The organism is Shewanella sp. SW32, from assembly GCF_025653365.1.
GTDB lineage: Bacteria > Pseudomonadota > Gammaproteobacteria > Enterobacterales > Shewanellaceae > Shewanella > Shewanella oncorhynchi.
In genome coordinates, this window is sequence record NZ_JAKKSJ010000018.1 from 97,547 (window position 1) to 114,492 (window position 16,946).

A 16,946-nucleotide genomic window follows, 5' to 3' on the forward strand; every position below is an offset into this window, starting at 1 on the left:
TATTGGTCCAAAGATTGCTGGTTTTTGTTACTCATTAAAAATTTGAAGCTTAGAAAGTGAGTCACTTGACTGCCAATGCACCCATAGATGAGGTAAATCCAATGCTAAAGCGTGTGATTATTCCCTTAACATTGATAATGTTAGGTGGATGTGTAGCTAAACCGGTTACGCCGCCCAAACCGAGTTTAGTGGATGGCAATGGGTTGCCGCCAACGGCAGTGATTAACCATTTAGCACAGCGAATAGTGACTGAGCTTGTTAAGCAAAATGATGCTTTGCGTTCTGATCAACCTATCGTAGTTGCAACACCAGTATTAGTGGGCGATTTGAATGGCACTAATGCGTTAGCGCAACAGTTACAGCAAGGATTAATGACGTCGCTCCATAGCTTTCAGTTTAATGTGGTGGATTTAAACTTAGCTGATGGCTTGAGAGTCACATCTGACGGGGATTTTATTTTGACGCGAGATTGGCAAAAATTGTCGAAAGATCTTCCTGTTGAGCATCTTGTCGTTTCGACTATGAGCGTAGTAACCAATGGTATGGCGATCAATACTCGGATTGTGAACATTAGTAACAATCGCGTGGTATCGGCATCTCAAACTTTTGTGACTCAAAAAGAGTTGGCAAACTACATGCAGCCTTCGGAGCAAATTGTGTCACAAAATGGCATCTTATATCGTCAGGCGAGTCCAGGCATGAATGAAGTGCGTGTCTTAGGAGATGGAAAATGAAACACTACTTTTTATTACTTATCACGGGGCTAATGCTAACTGGCTGCGCTGCTAAAGATAGATATGTGCAATGGGAAGATGTGCCGCCACCGAGTTTTCCTAAGTTAACGGCTATAGGATATGCGCCCTTAGCGACTCAACCGGCTAAAGAGCAATCACAAAGAGTGTTGATGGCTATGCAGGCATCAAAAATTGTGGCTTATCGTGAATTAGCGGAACAAGTTTATGGGCAGAAAATAACGGCAAACAGCAGTGTCAGTGATTGGATGTTGACGGACGATAATGTCAAAGCGTCAGTTTCTGGCGTGATCCGCGGCGCACGAGTCGTTAAGAGTTATCCCGCAGGCGAGCATTATGTCACTGAGTTAGAACTTGATTTTTCACAGGTTTGGGCGCTTTATCAACAACAGAGCCGTCCACAACGAGTGAAGGAAGTGACGTATTTCTAGCGTTTTTGAGAGTATGTTCAACAGCATGTATTGAGCCGCGTATTTACGCGGCTTTTCTTTTTGTACAAGACATTAATATCTAATCAGAGCTTAGAAAAGGGAATGCTAAGTGGGAGTGATGCGCTTGTTAGGCCTTTAAATCATTGCCTAAGCTTGAGATAGTCGAGGTCTTGCCTTTATCGTTATAGGTGAGGCTGGAGGCGTTTCTGCTGGCTTGTAAAGCTTGAGCAAAGCGATTTAAACTCGCTAAATTCATCTCAATTAAACTGGCATTTTGTTCGTTTAATTCTTTGCATTCAGTCAATGCGTCTTTGATCTCAGCCATTTTATGCACGAGTTCGACTTGCTGAGTGAGTAGCGATTTATCACTGTGTTTTGCCAGAATATCATCATTATTCTTTAGTTCTTTCAGACATTGCGATTTTTCGTTAGCAAGGGAAAGCAGTAAATCGGCGTTTTGGTCAACCAAAGCGCCTTTTTCCTTGAGTATGATTTGCTTAAGAACAGCCAAATGGGCGTGTTGTAGATCTACCAGTTTAGCTATTTCAGTCATAGTTACTCTTTATTTAAGTCATTAAGTTCGGCTTCAAAACTTGCAATATTGGCAGCCAACTTTTCAGGGTCAATTTTATAGCGACCTTCGGCAATAGCTTGTTTGATTTCTGCTACTTTCTTTTGATCAACTTCAGGAAGGCTAGCCATTTTAGTCTGAGCTCCTTGAAGTTGTTGTGCCTGGGCCGTAATGACCACTGAGTCGCTTCTCTGTGGTGTTGTCGATTTTGTAGCAACTTGAGCAGATTGATCGCTGCTCGTTTTCGTTGCGCCTGAACGAACTTGCGCAGTCGTTGCAGTGTTGAGTTTGCTAATATCAATTGCCATTTTAGGCTCCAGCGTCGTGTGTACGGGATTTCTTAACTGGGGTATCGGCAGCTTACAAAAAAGCTTTAGATTATTTTACATTCTTACTTCAACTTCGCCAATGCCTGTGACTATAGCATCTAGTTCTTTGTTTGAACTGCTATTTTTGACTCTGATCCGATCACCTTTATTGCCATCTTGTAGGGCTTCGCCTACTGTTTTGAGCTCGAATGAGCCAGAACGAACGTAGATAGATACCGAATCATTTTTACAAACGAAGCATAAGTTGTTGCTTAATATGGGATTATCTTTTGCTACTCGTCGTTTTACTCGCACGCCAGCCAATTTACTCGGGTCATCGAATTCGGCACCTCTCAAGCTATTTTGTTCAATGTAACGGACTTCTACTTGACTAGGAGAGATGAGTTCGCCTGGTGCTAAGATTTCGGTTGAGACAACAACGGGGAATAAGATATCCACCCGAACCGAGATATAGATTTGCCAAGGGTAAGCTAAGTCTTGTGTATCGCAGCTGACTTTTAAGGTGTTATTACGGCTAATTTCCCTATCGCTAGCCAGTTCAACTTTCATTGGAGACGAACATTGTGACGGCAGCATTCTTGCGTCAACCATCTGTGGCGAAATATTTACTTTGGCATTTTCTGGAACGGATATTTTTTCTGAAATAAGCGCTTTAGCTAATTCTGAGATTGCCGATACGGTGGGGACAATAGGCTCTGCACTCGCAAAAGCGGGCATGAAGAGGGTGAAAAGACTAAAAAAACAGACTAAATTTACTTTCATAATGAAGAGACTAGCTTGTAACGCCAGAATGCACCTATACTTTTATTAAGTTCGAAGCTGACCACTGTAATAATAATTTGCATCACTGTCAGAAGATTGACTCAGTTTCGACTATGTTTATCGATAGATAAGACGTAAGCAATTAATATGCCTATACTCAACTGAGTTATAGGGCCGAACATAAACAGAACAACAAGGCAGAGTTATGTCGAGTATTCTTGATTCAGTCAACAAACGAACCCAGCTCGTTGGACAAAACCGTTTAGAATTACTGCTTTTTAAATTAAACGGTCGTCAACGGTTTGGGATTAACGTGTTTAAGGTGAAAGAAGTACTGCAGTGTCCACCACTGACCACTTTGCCTAAACTTAATCCTTATGTGAAGGGTGTTGCTCATATTCGTGGAACAACCATTTCAGTGATTGATTTGAGTGCGGCAACAGGGGGAAAACCTTTAGCGAGCACTGAAAACTGTTTCATCATTATTTCTGAATATAACCGCAGTGTTCAAGGCTTCTTGGTCAGTTCTGTTGAGCGGATCATCAACATGAATTGGGAAGCGATTATGCCTCCGCCGCAAGGTGCTGGCCGTTATTCTTATCTGACAGCTGTGACTGAAATTGAAGGTGAATTAGTTGAAATTCTCGATGTGGAAAAAATCTTAGATGAGATTTCACCAGTTAAAACGGCTATCAGTGAAGAAGCCAATGAAAAACTGACCCTCGACAGAACTCAGCATTACCATATTATGGTTATTGATGATTCTGCCGTGGCGCGTAAACAAATTATTCGTTCACTCGAGTCATTGAATTTACAAATTGATACCGCAAAAGATGGTCGCGAAGCATTAGACAAGCTTAAAGAGATCGCCAAAGAGATGGATAATGTGGCCGATGAGATCCCCCTCATCATCTCTGATATTGAGATGCCTGAAATGGATGGCTACACCCTGACAGCTGAAATCCGAGATGATCCTAAGCTTAAGCATATTAAAGTGGTACTGCATACTTCGTTAAGTGGTGTATTCAATCAGGCAATGGTTCAAAAAGTGGGGGCCAATGACTTTATCGCTAAGTTTAATCCTGACGAACTGGCCGCTGCTGTGAATAAGCATTTAAGTTTGTAATTGCTGTCGGTTAGTACCTAGATACGCTTTACGCTATAATCTCGACTTTATAACATGATGGTTTCGCACTGATTTTGGTGCTTGCTATAGGATTTAGGATGTGAATGTGCCAAATAAATCACTCGCTGAGGCTGAATATAATCAATTTAGGTTGTTCTTAGAGCAACACAGCGGCATCGTACTGGGTGAAAATAAGCAATATCTTGTGCGCAGTCGTCTTGCTCCTTTGATGGGCAAATATAACCTGCCATCCTTATCTGATGTGGTTAAGCATTCGATGAAGCCTACTGAGCGTGCGCTCAGAGCTGAAGTGATCGATGCTATGACGACCAATGAAACCCTTTGGTTCCGTGATCGTTATCCATTTGAGTTGTTGAATAATGTCCTACTACCAGAATACAGTCGTCTGGGGCGTCCGCTTAAAATTTGGTCTGCGGCTTGCTCGTCAGGCCAAGAGCCATACTCATTGGCTATGACTATTCTTGAGTATCAACAGAAGAAGCCTGGTGCCTTGGCTGGTAGTGCTTCGATTCAAGCAACGGATTTATCTCCTTCCATGTTGGAACGCTGCAAAAATGCCGAGTACGATAGTTTGGCATTAGCGCGTGGTTTATCTGAAGAACGTAAGCGTCAGTTTTTTGATGCATTACCTTCAGGTAATATGAAGTTAAAGGATAATGTGAAGCGGTTGGTGAACTTTAGAGCGCATAATTTGCTTGAGAGTTATAGTCTGCTTGGCAAGTTCGACATTATCTTTTGCCGCAATGTGCTGATTTATTTTGCACCAGAGGCAAAGGCAAAAATTTTGCGGCAATTCGCTGCCGCTCTCAATCCCAAAGGGATTTTATTTCTCGGTGCATCAGAATCTATCGCTGGTTTAACGGACGAGTTTGATATGGTTCGTTGTAACCCTGGCATTTATTACCAGAAAAAGACTTAACTCAGCCGCTCTAAAGAAAATTACCGACAATTGTCGGTAATTTTTTACCCATCACTTGCTCATCCTTGTTGTTATTCTCAAAATTTTCCTGATGTTGGCACATGAATTGCTTTATTTTCGTGAGAACACGAGGAGGCAATTTTATGGCGATCAATTTTGATAATGCACTGGGTGTGCATCAATACACTCTCGGTATTAGAGCGCAGCGGGCTGAAGTTATTTCAAGCAATATCGCTAACGCAGATACGCCACATTACAAAGCCCGCGATGTTGATTTTTCTGCGGCAATGCAGGCCGCTCGAGGCCAACAGCTGCAGCGAAATAGTCTTGAAATGCAAGAGCCAGATAAGCATTTTGGGCTTGCGGAGTTGACTGGGCAATTTGTTAAGTTCCGTGTGCCAAATCAACCCGATACCGGTGATGGTAATACTGTTGATATCCAACAGGAACAATCGGCATTCATGCAAAATGCACTTGAATATCAAATGTCACTAGGTTTTTTAGACAGTAAGTTTAGTGGCATGAAGAAAGCGTTGAGAGGGGATTAATCATGAGTTTATTTAGCATATTTGATGTTGCTGGCTCGGGAATGTCTGCTCAATCGGTCAGGCTAAACACCACCGCGAGCAACATAGCCAACGCGGATTCCGTCTCGAGTAGTGTAGATAAGACCTATCGTTCCCGTCATCCCATTTTTGAAGCCGAAATGGCTAAAGCCCAAAGTCAGCAACAAGCTTCTCAAGGCGTTGCAGTAAAAGGCATTGTAGAAAGTGATAAACCACTACTGAAAGAATACTCGCCCGATCATCCTATGGCGGATGCGGACGGCTTTATTTATAAACCGAATGTTAATGTCATGGAAGAAATGGCAGATATGATTTCTGCTTCGCGCTCATATCAAATGAATGTTCAAGTCGCTGAAGCAGCTAAGTCTATGCTGCAACAAACACTTGGGATGGGTAAATAACATGTGTTACTTAGGAGGTAAGCTGTGAGCCTCATTAATCAAATTAACCAAGCGTCGGCGCAGACGGCTCAAAATAAGAGTCAGCCAAATGCCGTTACGACGAATTCATCAACCAGCTCAACGGGTAATCCGTTTCTTGATGGCATACGTTTGCCAAAAGAGTCAATAGTACCGGAAGCAAAAAGCCAGCAGTTAACTCAAGATGACTTTTTCTCGTTATTAAGCCAACAGTTATCGATGCAAGATCCCTTTAAGCCCGTCGACAACGACCAAATGATTGCGCAGATGGCATCATTCTCGACGGTTGATGGTATTACTAAGTTGAATAATGAAATCGTTAATTTAAACGGTGTTATGACGTCGAGCCAAGCATTGCAGGCATCAGGACTTGTTGGTCGCAAGGTATTGATCCCAACCGATACAGGTAACATTTCAGCTGAAAGCCCAACAATAAAAGGTGTGATTAGCACGCCAGCTAAAATTCCTGAAGTTACTGTACGTGTTGAGGATGATAAAGGCCAAGTTGTGACCACCTTTAAAGTTGATGGCAGCAAGGGGGGCAATGTCGATGTCAACTGGGATGGCCTCGATAAAGATGGAAAACCTGTAACCGCAGGTAACTATTCGATCAAGGCGAGTGGGTTAGTGGATGGGAAATCCCAAGAATTGCCAGTCTCGACCTATGCTCATGTGACTAGCGTTTCTCTCGGTACGGCCAGTACTGGCGCCATTCTCAACTTGAGAGGCGGTATGGGCATCAAGTTAACCGATGTGTTAGCTGTATCTGAAACCTAAGTTTGCCTAAAAGAATTTTTTGCAGCATCCGAATTGGGCGTAAGTCGCTCATCAATGAATTAAGTCAAGTGTAGAGGTGAATTATGTCGTTTAACATTGCATTGAGTGGCATTGCTGCCGCGCAGAAAGATTTAAACACTACGGCGAATAACATTGCTAATGCGAACACCATTGGCTTTAAAGAGTCCCGTGCTGAATTTGCGGATGTGTACGCTAATTCTATTTTTTCAAATGCTAAAACTGCTGTTGGTGGTGGTGTTGCAACGAGTCAAGTGGCACAGCAATTCCATCAAGGCAGCTTACAACTGACGAATAACTCCCTCGACTTGGCAATCAAAGGTGGTGGTTTCTTTGTAACGTCCTCTGAATTAGGAACATTAGATCACGCATTCACCCGTGCAGGCGCTTTTAAAGTAGATTCTAATAATTACATGGTGGATTCGGCTGGTAATTATTTACAGACTTTCCCTGTGGATAAAGACGGCAACTCAACATCTGTGAGTTTAACCACGGCTAAGCCTGTACAAATTCCCGATACTGCAGGTAGTCCAGTAAAGACTGAGAATGTTACTTTACAAATGAACTTAAATGCTAAAGCTGAAGCCCTAGATCCTGCTTTATTTGACCACACCGATCCAAAAACTTATAACAATGTCACTTCAATGACTATTTATGACTCACTCGGTGAGGGCCACATCATGACCACGTACTTTGTGAAGCCTAAAGACGGTGCATATAATGGTGAGAGTAATTGGGTGGCTTATTATGCTATTGATAATAAACCTGTAAATTTAAATGGCCCTGCAGGTAAATACGATGTGGATACTGATGGTGACGGTAGTCCAGATGTGCCACCTGTTGCGGGCGGTGGTGGTGTTTCAGCGCAAACTGCTGGTGGCTGGACGGGGGCGGTGCTGAAGTTTAACTCAGTTGGAGCCTATATTGACAGTAATCCTGCAGTTATTACTACGGCGCCACTTGGTAATAAACCAGCTGGTGTATTAGGTGCTGGAGCGGATGGCACTCAAGCATTAACAGTGAAGTTCAATGCGCCAACGCAATATGCAGATCCTTTTGCGGCGACTGAATTGAAACAAGATGGTACGACGGTTGGTCGTTTAACTAACGTTGAAATTGGTGCTGATGGCCTAATTACAGCAAGCTATTCTAACGGTTCGAACGTTGCTTTAGCACGGGTTGCTTTAGTTCGTTTTGCTAACGAACAAGGTTTAACGCAAGTGGGGAATACGTCGTGGAAAGCCAGTTTAGCTTCAGGTCCTGCGTTAGCGGGTGAGCCCAATAGTGGAACTTTTGGTAGTCTCAGTTCATCGGCGTTAGAGCAATCGAATATCGATTTGACCACTGAACTGGTCGATTTGATTTCGGCGCAGCGTAACTTCCAAGCGAACTCTCGTACCCTTGAAGTGAACAACACACTGCAACAAACCGTATTACAAATCCGCTAATCATTACATTGTTTGACTAAGTGTTGCCGCCAGTGGCAACACTTAGCCTTTATCCTGCTGTCAATTTTCTTCATTTCCTTATTCTTCAATTCTATCAGTAAATTAAACGTCAACTTTATTGGCACGATGCTTGCTTTGCTATTGTCATGTAGAAAATTTGACGGAGCAGTCTGTGGACAAATTCCTTTATGTCGCCATGAGTGGCGCTAAGCAAAATATGAATGAGCTGGCGCTCCGTGCGAACAACTTAGCCAATGCTAATACCGACGGTTTTAAATCCGATATGGCACAAGCTCGCTCAATGCAAGCCTTCGGTGAAGGGTTGCCTTCCAGGGTATTTGCGATGACAGAATCTCCGTCAGCTAATTTTCGCTCAGGCCCCATAAAAACCACTGGACGAGATCTCGATGTTGCCATTAAAGGCGACGGCTGGTTTGCCGTGCAGGCAAAAGATGGCAGTGAAGCTTATACCCGTTCAGGTAGTCTCAGTTTCGATGCGACGGGCATGTTGTATAACGACAGAGGCAATCCCGTGATGGGGGACGCTGGCCCGATAGTGCTGCCATTACCTATTGATAAAGTGTCAATTTCACAGGATGGCATAGTGTCTGTTCGCCCTCAGGGGGCGACTGCTGAAGTGATAGAAGAAGTGGCTAGATTGAAGTTAGTTAATCCCGGCAATGCGCAGATGATGCGTGGTGAAGATGGATTATTTCGACAAATGTCAGGCGAACCAGCACCAGCTGATCCTTTCGTCGCAGTTGAAAGTGGCGCAGTGGAAGGCAGTAACGTAAATCCAGTCGATGAAATGGTGTCTTTGATTGACCTTCAGCGTCAGTTTGAATTGCAAGTCAAGATGATGAAAACCGCGGAAGAAAATGATCGCGCTTCATCCTCATTAATGCGTATTAGTTAGGAGATAGATTATGCATCCGGCGTTATGGATTAGTAAAACTGGCTTAGACGCACAGCAAACTGACATTGCGGTGATCTCGAACAACGTGGCGAACGCCAGCACTGTGGGCTACAAAAAAAGCCGCGCAGTATTTGAAGATTTGCTTTACCAAACAGTTAACCAAGCGGGCGGTGTCAGCGCTTCTAACACTAAGTTACCTAATGGGTTAAACATAGGGGCGGGTACCAAAGTCGTCGCCACGCAGAAAATGTTTACCCAAGGCAACATGCTGACTACGGATAACTCATTGGATTTGATGATTGAAGGCCCCGGCTTTTTTGAAATCCAGCTACCTGATGGTACTGCGGCCTATACCCGAAATGGTCAGTTTACCTTAGACGATACGGGCCAGATTGTGACACCCGGTTCTGGCTACTTGCTGCAACCCGCGATCACGATTCCTGACAATGCGACCAGTATTACCGTTTCCGCGGAGGGTGAAGTTTCAGTGAAAACCCCAGGTACTGCTGAGAACCAAGTCGTGGGTCAGTTGACTATGACGGATTTTATTAATCCATCGGGTCTAGATCCTATGGGACAAAACTTATATACGGAAACCGGTGCGAGCGGCACGCCAATTCAAGGTACCGCTTCGTTAGATGGCATGGGAGCGATTCGTCAAGGCGCCTTAGAAACCTCTAACGTTAACGTGACCGAGGAACTGGTGAACCTTATCGAAAGTCAGCGCATTTACGAGATGAACTCTAAAGTGATTTCAGCGGTAGATCAGATGCTGTCTTATGTGACTCAGAATTTATAGAGGCAAACATCATGGCTAGATATCTTGTGTTGGCCGTCGCGTTATTGCTTGCAGCTTGTAGCTCGACGCAAAAGAAACCCCTTGCGGATGATCCCTTTTACGCACCGGTATATCCAGAGGCGCCGCCGACAAAAATTGCCGCAACAGGCTCTATTTATCAAGACAGCCAAGCATCTAGCTTGTATTCGGATATACGCGCCCACAAAGTCGGTGACATTATCACTATCGTATTGAAGGAATCGACTCAGGCGAAGAAGAGTGCAGGCAATCAGATCAAAAAAGGCTCAGATATGAGCTTAGATCCCATCTTTGCAGGTGGTAGTAATGTGTCCATTGGCGGAGTGCCAATTGATTTGCGTTACAAAGATAGCATGAACACTAAGCGTGAATCGGATGCGGATCAGAGCAATAGTCTAGATGGCAGCATCTCGGCAAACGTGATGCAAGTGCTAAACAACGGCAGCTTAGTGATCCGTGGCGAAAAATGGATTTCAATTAATAATGGTGATGAGTTTATTCGTGTCACTGGTCTCGTTCGCTCGCAGGACATTAAACCCGATAACACTGTCGATTCAACGCGAATGGCTAATGCCCGTATCCAATACAGTGGCACAGGCACTTTCGCAGATGCTCAAAAAGTGGGCTGGTTAAGCCAGTTCTTTATGAGCGACTGGTGGCCCTTCTAAGGAGTCGTATCATGAAATATAAACTGGTGTTAGCCGTTGCCATGCTAGTGTTTTCTCTACCTAGTCAGGCTGAACGAATTAAAGATATTGCCAATGTGCAAGGTGTGCGTAGTAACCAGTTGATTGGTTATGGCTTAGTGGTCGGTTTGCCGGGAACGGGGGAAAAAACCAGTTATACCGAGCAGACCTTTATGACTATGCTCAAAAACTTTGGGATTAATCTTCCTGACAACGTCAAACCGAAAATTAAAAACGTTGCAGTGGTAGCCGTACACGCGGATATGCCCGCCTTTATCAAACCTGGTCAAGATCTTGACGTAACGGTATCTAGCTTAGGCGAAGCCAAAAGCTTACGCGGTGGCACCTTATTACAGACCTTTTTGAAAGGGGTAGACGGTAATGTGTATGCGATAGCCCAAGGCAGCTTAGTGGTGAGTGGTTTTAGTGCCGATGGTTTAGATGGTTCAAAGGTGATTCAAAATACTCCAACAGTTGGCCGTATACCCAATGGCGCGATTGTCGAGCGCAGTGTGGCGACCCCATTTTCAACCGGCGATTATTTGACGTTTAACTTACGTCGTTCTGATTTTTCGACTGCACAACGGATGGCCGATGCGATTAATGAGCTATTAGGCCCTGATATGGCGCGTCCTTTAGACGCGACATCTGTGCAGGTCAGTGCTCCGCGTGATGTATCACAACGGGTGTCTTTTTTAGCTACGCTTGAAAACCTCGATGTTATTCCCGCAGAAGAATCTGCCAAAGTGATCGTTAACTCACGTACTGGAACCATAGTGGTTGGGCAAAACGTGCGTTTACTCCCAGCGGCGATTACCCATGGCGGCATGACAGTCACGATTGCTGAGGCAACCCAGGTTTCACAGCCAAACGCCTTAGCCAATGGTCAAACAACTGTCACTAGCAATAGTACGATTACAGCGACAGAAAGTGACCGCCGTATGTTTATGTTTAATCCAGGCACTACGCTGGATGAGCTGGTTAGAGCGGTTAACTTGGTCGGTGCAGCCCCCTCAGATGTGTTAGCAATACTTGAAGCATTAAAAGTGGCAGGAGCTTTGCATGGTGAACTTATCATCATCTAATTTCTGTCGGGAAAATCATGGAAAAGCTTTCAAGTTCATCACATTTTCTTGACCTGGGCGGCTTAGATTCACTCCGCGCCCAGGCTCAGAAGGATGAGAAGGGCGCCTTGAAAAAGGTCGCCCAACAATTTGAAGGTATTTTCGTGCAAATGCTGATGAAAAGTATGCGCGATGCCAATGCGGTTTTTCAGTCTGATAGTCCACTCAATAGCCAATACACTCAGTTTTACGAGCAGATGCGCGATCAGCAGTTATCGGTCGATTTATCTGACAAAGGTGTATTGGGCCTTGCCGATATGATGGTGCAGCAACTCTCTCCTGAAACCAGTCATTTCACGCCTGCATCGGTATTGCGTGACGATGGTGGCATGAAAATGCTCCACGACGATAAAGCGCTTAATGTGCCTATGCAGAGTTCAGCCGCTCCTGTGGTTGAACCCACAGTTGTAAATCATGGTGTGCCGGCTGCTATCGCTCGGCCTGTATTTGAACCGGATAGAGCTGAAGATGCCAATTCATCAATGGACATTGATGCGCCTAATCGTTCACTGGCTATCGATACGCCTAAGCCGAGCTGGAGTGAACAATCACTTTCAGTGGTAGAACCTGTGATTAGCGGCCAAGTTTTGCCGACGGCAGCATTTAGGGAAACCCAAAAGATTGTCAGGTTTGGTAGTCGAGAAGAATTTTTAGCGACCTTATATCCACATGCTGAAAAAGCTGCAAAAACATTAGGTACCCAACCAGAAGTATTATTGGCGCAATCAGCACTGGAAACTGGCTGGGGACAAAAAATTGTTCGCGGCAATAACGGCGCGCCAAGTCATAACCTATTCAATATTAAAGCTGATCGTCGTTGGCAAGGCGATAAAGCGAACGTCAGCACCTTAGAATTCGAACACGGTGTGGCTGTGCAGCAAAAAGCCGACTTCCGTGTTTACAGTGACTTTGAACATAGTTTCAACGATTTTGTGTCCTTCATTGCCGAAGGCGATCGTTATCAAGATGCGAAGAAAGTGGCGGCTTCGCCAACTCAGTTTATTCGAGCTTTGCAGGATGCGGGTTATGCCACAGATCCTAGATATGCTGAAAAAGTCATTAAAGTGATGCAGTCCATCAGTGAAGAGCTGAAATCAATTCTGCCAGGAGAAGACAAATGATGAACCTTACAACCCTGTTTGTTCATAGGAGTGTCAACTAATGGCCGTTGATCTACTGAATATAGCGCGAACTGGGGTGCTTGCCTCCCAGTCGCAACTGGGTGTTACCAGTAATAACATAGCTAACGCCAATACCGCTGGTTACCACAGACAAGTGGCAACCCAGTCGACTCTTGAATCGCAGCGTTTTGGTAGTAGTTTTTATGGTACAGGAACTTACGTTAATGACGTTAAGCGTATCTACAATGACTATGCTGCAAGAGAGTTACGCATTGGCCAAACAACGTTAAGCGCCGCCGAAGCCAGCTACGGTAAATTGAGTGAGTTAGATCAGCTGTTTTCACAGGTAGGTAAAGTTGTGCCACAAAGCTTGAATGACCTGTTTTCGGGGCTGAATAGTGTGGCTGATTTACCTGCAGATTTGGGTATTAGGAGTTCGACCCTAACAAACGCACAGCAAGTTGCCAGCAGTCTTAATCAGATGCAGTCGTATTTGAATGGCCAGCTTAATCAGACCAATGACCAGATCACTGGTATGACTAAGCGTATCAATGAGATCAGTACAGAACTGGCAAATTTAAACCTAGAGCTGATGAAGTCACCGAATCAAGATGCGCAGTTACTCGATAAGCAAGATGCACTCGTTCAAGAGTTAAGTCAGTACGCCCAAGTGAATGTTATCCCGCAAGAAAATGGCGCTAAGAGTATTATGCTCGGTGGCTCTGTGATGCTAGTTTCCGGTGAGATTGCCATGAGTATGGGCACTCAAGCGGGTAACCCATTTCCCAAAGAGTTACAGCTTAATTCAAGTATTGGTTCGCAAAGCGTCACAGTTGACCCAAGTAAACTTGGCGGTCAGCTAGGAGCTATGTTTGACTTTCGTGACCAGACGTTAATCCCCGCGGGTCATGAGCTTGACCAATTAGCTTTGGGCGTGGCTGATAACTTCAACAAAATGCAAGCGCAAGGCATTGACCTCAATGGGCAAGTCGGCGCTAATATCTTCAAAGATATCAATGATCCTCTGATGTCCTTGGGTCGTGTAGCTGGTTTTTCTGGTAATACGGGCAATGCAACATTAGGCGTCACCATCGATGATACCAGTCTATTAACTGGTGGTGCCTACGAGCTGTCATGTGTCAGTACTGCGCCAGCTTCTTATGAGTTGAGAGATACGGAAACGGGGGTGATAACACCGCTGACTTTATCAGGCTCGACTTTTGGATTTTCAATTGACATAAAAGCGGGCGCGATGGCGTCGGGGGATCGTTTTGCCATTCGCCCGACCGCGGGCGCCTCCAATGGCATTGAAGTTGTCATGAAAGACCCTAAAGGTATTGCCGCCGCATCCCCAAAGATTACTGCAGATGCCGCTAACTCGGGTAATACCCAAGTTAAGTTGACTCAAATTGGCAATCGCAATGCCGCAAATTTCCCTGTGACGGGCAGTGAATTGACAATAAAGCTCGATACCACAGTGTTGCCACCTACCTATGAAGCATTTGATGCCGCAGGAACATCACTTGGGGCAGCTACAGCTTATACCCCACCGAGCATCAGCGCTTTTGGCTTTACCTTTGAAGTTGACAGCAAAGCGGCTGCAGGCAATGACAGATTTACCTTCGATTTATCCTTTGCCGAGGGCGATAACTCTAATGCTGTTGCTATGGCTAAATTGAGCGAAAGCAAAGTGATGAATAATGGCAAATCGACCTTAGCGGATGTGTTCGAGAACACTAAGCTCGATATTGGCAGTAAAACGAAAGCGGCCGAAGTGCGTACTGGTTCGGCTGAGGCCGTGTATCAGCAAGCTTATGCGCGAGTAGAGAGTGAGTCGGGCGTGAACTTAGATGAAGAAGCCGCAAATTTAATGCGTTTTCAGCAAGCCTATCAAGCCTCTGCGCGGATAATGACGACCGCACAGCAGATTTTTGACACCTTATTATCCTCAGTGCGTTAGGAGATTTAACTATGCGATTATCATCCGCGCAGATCTTTAATCAAAGCATTACCAGTGTGCTGCAAAAGCAAACGGCGACCAGCAAAATTCTTGACCAATTGAGCAGTGGTAAGAAAGTCAATACTGCCGGTGATGATCCTGTGGCGTCGCAGGGTATCGATAATCTGAATCAGAAAAATGCACTCGTCGATCAGTTCATTAAGAACATTGATTATGCAACGAATCACTTACAACAAACCGAAAGTCAACTTGGCCAAGCGGATACATTAGTATCGAGCATGAAAGATATGATGCTAAGGGGGTCAAACGGCAGTATGACCGAGGCAGAGCGGCAAACAATTGCCGATGATCTGCGTAAAAGTCTGGATCAATTACTGACGATTGCGAATACCAAAGATGAATCGGGAAACTATCTCTTTGCAGGTAATAAAACGGACACGAAACCGTTCGAATTCGATAACAATGGTCAAATTATTTACTCAGGCGACTCAGGCGTTCGTAATAGCATGATTGCTACAGGTATTCAGCTTAATACCAATGTGGCTGGAGATACCGCTTTTATAAAATCACCCAATGCAATGGGCGATTATAGCGTCAATTATTCGTCACCCCAGCAAGGGGATTTCAGTGTCACAAGTGCCAAGCTTGACGGTGTAACGCCTTCACTTTCCGACTATAAGATTAATTTTTTAGATGATGGTGCGGGTGGCATTAATGTGGAAGTCACAGATACCGCAGCCCCTGCTAATGTGATTTTAGCTGCTGCCCCTTTTGACCCCTCAACCTCAATCAATTTTGACGGTGTAACGCTAAACATTGAAGGTGAGCCAAAGATAGGTGACAGCTTTACCCTTCATCAAGAGTCTGAGGTGAGTATTTTCGACACTCTTAGTAAGGCCATAGCCCTATTTGAAAATGGCGATCAAGTACAAACCCCTTCAGGTCAATCAGAATTGGCACAGTTATTGAATAATGTACAGAGTGGTGTCAAACAAATAAGTCAACAACAGGGCTTAGCAGGTAACAGTTTAAAAGTACTGGAAACATACACTGATAAGCACACTGATGAAAAATTGATTAACACCTCGGCATTATCCAAATTGGAAGATCTTGATTATGCCACTGCGATAACTGAATTTGAGAAGCAACAACTCGCACTCAATGCCGTATCCAGTGTGTTTAGTAAAGTGGGTTCCGTATCGCTGTTTGATTACATCTAGATCGAATGCCTTCTGAACCGAAAGCGCTAAAACAAGACGCTCTTTAATGATGAAGGCATCAAGGTCTTAAAGGTTAAGTCTTTAAAGTTAAACTAATAAAGTTAAGCAAATAGAGTTAAAAAAGAGTTAAGCAAGTTGCAGCCATTGCATGCAACAAGATTTAGCCAGGCTTCCACGTCTTGGCACCCAACTTAGAAGAGGAATGTAACATGGCTATTACTGTTAATACCAATGTGACCTCACTGAAGTCACAGAAAAACTTGAACGGCGCCAACAACGCCTTGCAAACCTCCATGGAGCGTCTGTCATCTGGCCTGCGTATTAACAGTGCCAAAGACGATGCCGCTGGTCTGCAAATTTCTAACCGTTTGACCAGTCAGATCAATGGTCTGGATGTCGCACAACGTAATGCTAATGATGGTATCTCTATTGCGCAAACCGCTGAAGGTGCGATGCAAACCTCTACCGACATTCTGCAACGTATGCGTGATCTATCATTGCAGTCAGCTAACGGCTCAAACTCAACTGAAGACCGTGCAGCTATGCAAAAAGAGCTGTCAGCACTGCAGACCGAATTGACCCGTATTTCTGACACTACCTCGTTTGGTGGTCAGAAGCTGTTGGATGGTACTTATGGCACTCAGAAATTCCAAGTTGGTGCCAATGCCAATGAAACCATTTCTGTGACACTGGGAGATGTTGCTGCCAATAAGATCGGCAATAATACCATTTCAGGTGCAGGGACTGTATACGGTAAAGCGGCCACAACCAATTTAGCAACGGCCATTGGTACTGTTACAGGTGTTGCTGGCTTTGCTATCAATGGTAAAACAGTGGCGGTTGGAGCAGATGCCTATGTTACTACTGTTGCAGATGACATTAATAAGGCTGGCACAGGCGTTAAGGCTGAAGCCTCTCTCAGCACTACGTTAAAAGGTTTGAGTCTAACAGATACAGGTAAAC

Annotated in this window: 18 protein-coding genes and 1 pseudogene; 16 read left to right on the plus strand and 3 right to left on the minus strand. The window is 44.6% G+C overall.

Annotation, left to right across the window (positions count from 1 at the left end):
• Positions 1 to 101 precede the first annotated feature (101 nt).
• Complete coding sequence (locus tag L5M28_RS12605; protein ID WP_028761216.1) at positions 102 to 734, plus strand: FlgO family outer membrane protein; 633 nt, start codon at positions 102 to 104, stop codon at positions 732 to 734.
• Positions 731 to 1,183 carry an LPP20 family lipoprotein gene (locus tag L5M28_RS12610; RefSeq protein WP_113939453.1) on the plus strand — a complete coding sequence of 151 codons (453 nt, stop codon included), beginning with the start codon at positions 731 to 733 and terminating at the stop codon, positions 1,181 to 1,183. Before L5M28_RS12605 ends, L5M28_RS12610 begins: the two co-directional genes overlap by 4 nt.
• A 127-nt stretch (positions 1,184 to 1,310) precedes the next feature.
• Here the strand turns inward: L5M28_RS12610 and L5M28_RS12615 are convergent, their stop codons facing one another.
• The 3 genes from L5M28_RS12615 to flgA all read right to left on the minus strand — a co-directional run bounded on the left by L5M28_RS12615 (position 1,311) and on the right by flgA (position 2,845).
• Positions 1,311 to 1,736 (minus strand): flagella synthesis protein FlgN, encoded by a 426-nt coding sequence (locus tag L5M28_RS12615; RefSeq protein WP_028761214.1) that lies wholly within the window; start codon positions 1,734 to 1,736, stop codon positions 1,311 to 1,313.
• 2 nt (positions 1,737 to 1,738) lie between these two features.
• Entirely contained in the window at positions 1,739 to 2,062 is a 324-nt protein-coding gene (gene flgM, locus L5M28_RS12620; protein ID WP_107948432.1) for a flagellar biosynthesis anti-sigma factor FlgM, read from the minus strand.
• 75 nt (positions 2,063 to 2,137) lie between these two features.
• On the minus strand, positions 2,138 to 2,845 hold the full coding sequence (gene flgA / locus L5M28_RS12625) for a flagellar basal body P-ring formation chaperone FlgA (protein WP_028761212.1): 708 nt from the start codon (positions 2,843 to 2,845) through the stop codon (positions 2,138 to 2,140).
• 205 nt (positions 2,846 to 3,050) lie between these two features.
• Here flgA and L5M28_RS12630 point away from each other — a divergent pair, with 205 nt between their 5' ends.
• From L5M28_RS12630 to L5M28_RS12695, 14 genes and pseudogenes are all read left to right on the plus strand, one after another.
• Positions 3,051 to 3,971: a chemotaxis protein CheV gene (locus L5M28_RS12630; protein WP_028761211.1), complete on the plus strand. Its 921-nt coding sequence runs from the start codon at positions 3,051 to 3,053 to the stop codon at positions 3,969 to 3,971.
• A 100-nt stretch (positions 3,972 to 4,071) separates the two neighbouring features.
• The gene (locus L5M28_RS12635) at positions 4,072 to 4,911 is read left to right on the plus strand and encodes a CheR family methyltransferase (RefSeq protein WP_168824478.1); all 840 of its coding nucleotides are present in this window, start codon (positions 4,072 to 4,074) and stop codon (positions 4,909 to 4,911) included.
• Positions 4,912 to 5,054: 143 nt separating this feature from the next.
• Positions 5,055 to 5,459: a flagellar basal body rod protein FlgB gene (flgB, locus tag L5M28_RS12640; protein ID WP_105251927.1), complete on the plus strand. Its 405-nt coding sequence runs from the start codon at positions 5,055 to 5,057 to the stop codon at positions 5,457 to 5,459.
• A gap of 2 nt (positions 5,460 to 5,461) precedes the next feature.
• Positions 5,462 to 5,878, plus strand: coding sequence for a flagellar basal body rod protein FlgC (gene flgC, locus L5M28_RS12645; RefSeq protein ID WP_006085646.1), 417 nt, complete (start codon positions 5,462 to 5,464; stop codon positions 5,876 to 5,878).
• Positions 5,879 to 5,902: 24 nt separating this feature from the next.
• A complete protein-coding gene (gene flgD / locus L5M28_RS12650; protein ID WP_263203479.1) occupies positions 5,903 to 6,673 on the plus strand; it encodes a flagellar hook assembly protein FlgD in 771 nt (256 codons plus the stop codon).
• An 83-nt stretch (positions 6,674 to 6,756) separates the two neighbouring features.
• Positions 6,757 to 8,139, plus strand: a complete 1,383-nt coding sequence (gene flgE, locus L5M28_RS12655; RefSeq protein ID WP_126491502.1) for a flagellar hook protein FlgE — start codon at positions 6,757 to 6,759, stop codon at positions 8,137 to 8,139.
• 172 nt (positions 8,140 to 8,311) lie between these two features.
• Entirely contained in the window at positions 8,312 to 9,055 is a 744-nt protein-coding gene (flgF, locus tag L5M28_RS12660) for a flagellar basal-body rod protein FlgF (protein WP_105251930.1), read from the plus strand.
• A 10-nt stretch (positions 9,056 to 9,065) separates the two neighbouring features.
• A complete protein-coding gene (gene flgG, locus L5M28_RS12665; protein WP_006085642.1) occupies positions 9,066 to 9,854 on the plus strand; it encodes a flagellar basal-body rod protein FlgG in 789 nt (262 codons plus the stop codon).
• A gap of 11 nt (positions 9,855 to 9,865) precedes the next feature.
• Positions 9,866 to 10,540 carry a flagellar basal body L-ring protein FlgH gene (gene flgH / locus L5M28_RS12670; RefSeq protein WP_028761204.1) on the plus strand — a complete coding sequence of 225 codons (675 nt, stop codon included), beginning with the start codon at positions 9,866 to 9,868 and terminating at the stop codon, positions 10,538 to 10,540.
• A gap of 11 nt (positions 10,541 to 10,551) precedes the next feature.
• A complete protein-coding gene (locus tag L5M28_RS12675; protein ID WP_006085641.1) occupies positions 10,552 to 11,643 on the plus strand; it encodes a flagellar basal body P-ring protein FlgI in 1,092 nt (363 codons plus the stop codon).
• A gap of 17 nt (positions 11,644 to 11,660) precedes the next feature.
• Positions 11,661 to 12,803 carry a flagellar assembly peptidoglycan hydrolase FlgJ gene (gene flgJ / locus L5M28_RS12680; protein ID WP_263178792.1) on the plus strand — a complete coding sequence of 381 codons (1,143 nt, stop codon included), beginning with the start codon at positions 11,661 to 11,663 and terminating at the stop codon, positions 12,801 to 12,803.
• 40 nt (positions 12,804 to 12,843) lie between these two features.
• Complete coding sequence (gene flgK / locus L5M28_RS12685) at positions 12,844 to 14,763, plus strand: flagellar hook-associated protein FlgK (protein ID WP_263203484.1); 1,920 nt, start codon at positions 12,844 to 12,846, stop codon at positions 14,761 to 14,763.
• A gap of 11 nt (positions 14,764 to 14,774) precedes the next feature.
• The gene (gene flgL / locus L5M28_RS12690) at positions 14,775 to 15,983 is read left to right on the plus strand and encodes a flagellar hook-associated protein FlgL (RefSeq protein WP_263203486.1); all 1,209 of its coding nucleotides are present in this window, start codon (positions 14,775 to 14,777) and stop codon (positions 15,981 to 15,983) included.
• A gap of 209 nt (positions 15,984 to 16,192) precedes the next feature.
• Positions 16,193 to 16,946 (plus strand): annotated as a pseudogene (locus tag L5M28_RS12695) (flagellin); the annotation flags it as partial.

Coding starts and splice junctions, on each gene's coding strand:
- L5M28_RS12605 (WP_028761216.1), top strand. CDS start 102: ATGCTAAAGCGTGTGATTATTCCCTTAACATTGATAATGTTAGGTGGA.
- L5M28_RS12610 (WP_113939453.1), top strand. CDS start 731: ATGAAACACTACTTTTTATTACTTATCACGGGGCTAATGCTAACTGGC.
- L5M28_RS12615 (WP_028761214.1), bottom strand. CDS start 1,736: ATGACTGAAATAGCTAAACTGGTAGATCTACAACACGCCCATTTGGCT.
- flgM (WP_107948432.1), bottom strand. CDS start 2,062: ATGGCAATTGATATTAGCAAACTCAACACTGCAACGACTGCGCAAGTT.
- flgA (WP_028761212.1), bottom strand. CDS start 2,845: ATGAAAGTAAATTTAGTCTGTTTTTTTAGTCTTTTCACCCTCTTCATG.
- L5M28_RS12630 (WP_028761211.1), top strand. CDS start 3,051: ATGTCGAGTATTCTTGATTCAGTCAACAAACGAACCCAGCTCGTTGGA.
- flgB (WP_105251927.1), top strand. CDS start 5,055: ATGGCGATCAATTTTGATAATGCACTGGGTGTGCATCAATACACTCTC.
- flgC (WP_006085646.1), top strand. CDS start 5,462: ATGAGTTTATTTAGCATATTTGATGTTGCTGGCTCGGGAATGTCTGCT.
- flgE (WP_126491502.1), top strand. CDS start 6,757: ATGTCGTTTAACATTGCATTGAGTGGCATTGCTGCCGCGCAGAAAGAT.
- flgG (WP_006085642.1), top strand. CDS start 9,066: ATGCATCCGGCGTTATGGATTAGTAAAACTGGCTTAGACGCACAGCAA.
- flgH (WP_028761204.1), top strand. CDS start 9,866: ATGGCTAGATATCTTGTGTTGGCCGTCGCGTTATTGCTTGCAGCTTGT.
- L5M28_RS12675 (WP_006085641.1), top strand. CDS start 10,552: ATGAAATATAAACTGGTGTTAGCCGTTGCCATGCTAGTGTTTTCTCTA.
- flgJ (WP_263178792.1), top strand. CDS start 11,661: ATGGAAAAGCTTTCAAGTTCATCACATTTTCTTGACCTGGGCGGCTTA.
- flgK (WP_263203484.1), top strand. CDS start 12,844: ATGGCCGTTGATCTACTGAATATAGCGCGAACTGGGGTGCTTGCCTCC.
- flgL (WP_263203486.1), top strand. CDS start 14,775: ATGCGATTATCATCCGCGCAGATCTTTAATCAAAGCATTACCAGTGTG.